General features: G+C 63.3%; 2 protein-coding genes. Both read right to left on the reverse strand.

Annotation, left to right across the window (positions count from 1 at the left end; all coding sequences use genetic code 11):
* On the reverse strand, positions 1–186 hold a 186-nt coding region (locus tag D7Y13_RS47570; protein WP_208734756.1), incomplete at its 3' end, for a rod-binding protein.
* Between the two features lie 110 nt (positions 187–296).
* Complete coding sequence (locus tag D7Y13_RS49430) at positions 297–392, reverse strand: flagellar basal body P-ring protein FlgI (RefSeq protein ID WP_369333616.1); 96 nt, start codon at positions 390–392, stop codon at positions 297–299.

The following is a 392-nucleotide window of genomic DNA, read 5'->3' on the forward strand; positions in this document are numbered from 1 at the left end:
GCTGCGCGCGAGGAAATCGGTCATCGCCTTGCCGATGCCGATCGGCTGGTTCGCCGCCATGCTGTCGGCGACGTTCTTGTCCTGCATGTCGCGGAACGTGTTCATGTTCTTGGTGTCGAACAGGCTGTCCTCGTCGCTGGTCAGCTTGGACTGGCGCATCGACTTCATCATCATGCCGATGAACACCTACTCGAATTTCTCGCCCGCCTTCTTGAGGTTGGCGGACGAGGCGAGGCGGCTCGTGTCGAGCGAGATGCCGTTGGTCGGCACCGCGGCGGGCGTGGCTGGCATGTCGGTCATAGGATGATCAACTCCGCTTTCAGCGCGCCGGCTTCCTTGAGCGCCTCCAGGATCGCGACCAGGTCCGACGGCGTGGCGCCGATCGCGTTCAC

Source organism: Corallococcus praedator (assembly GCF_003612125.1).
In the GTDB taxonomy this organism is placed as follows: Bacteria; Myxococcota; Myxococcia; order Myxococcales; family Myxococcaceae; genus Corallococcus; species Corallococcus praedator.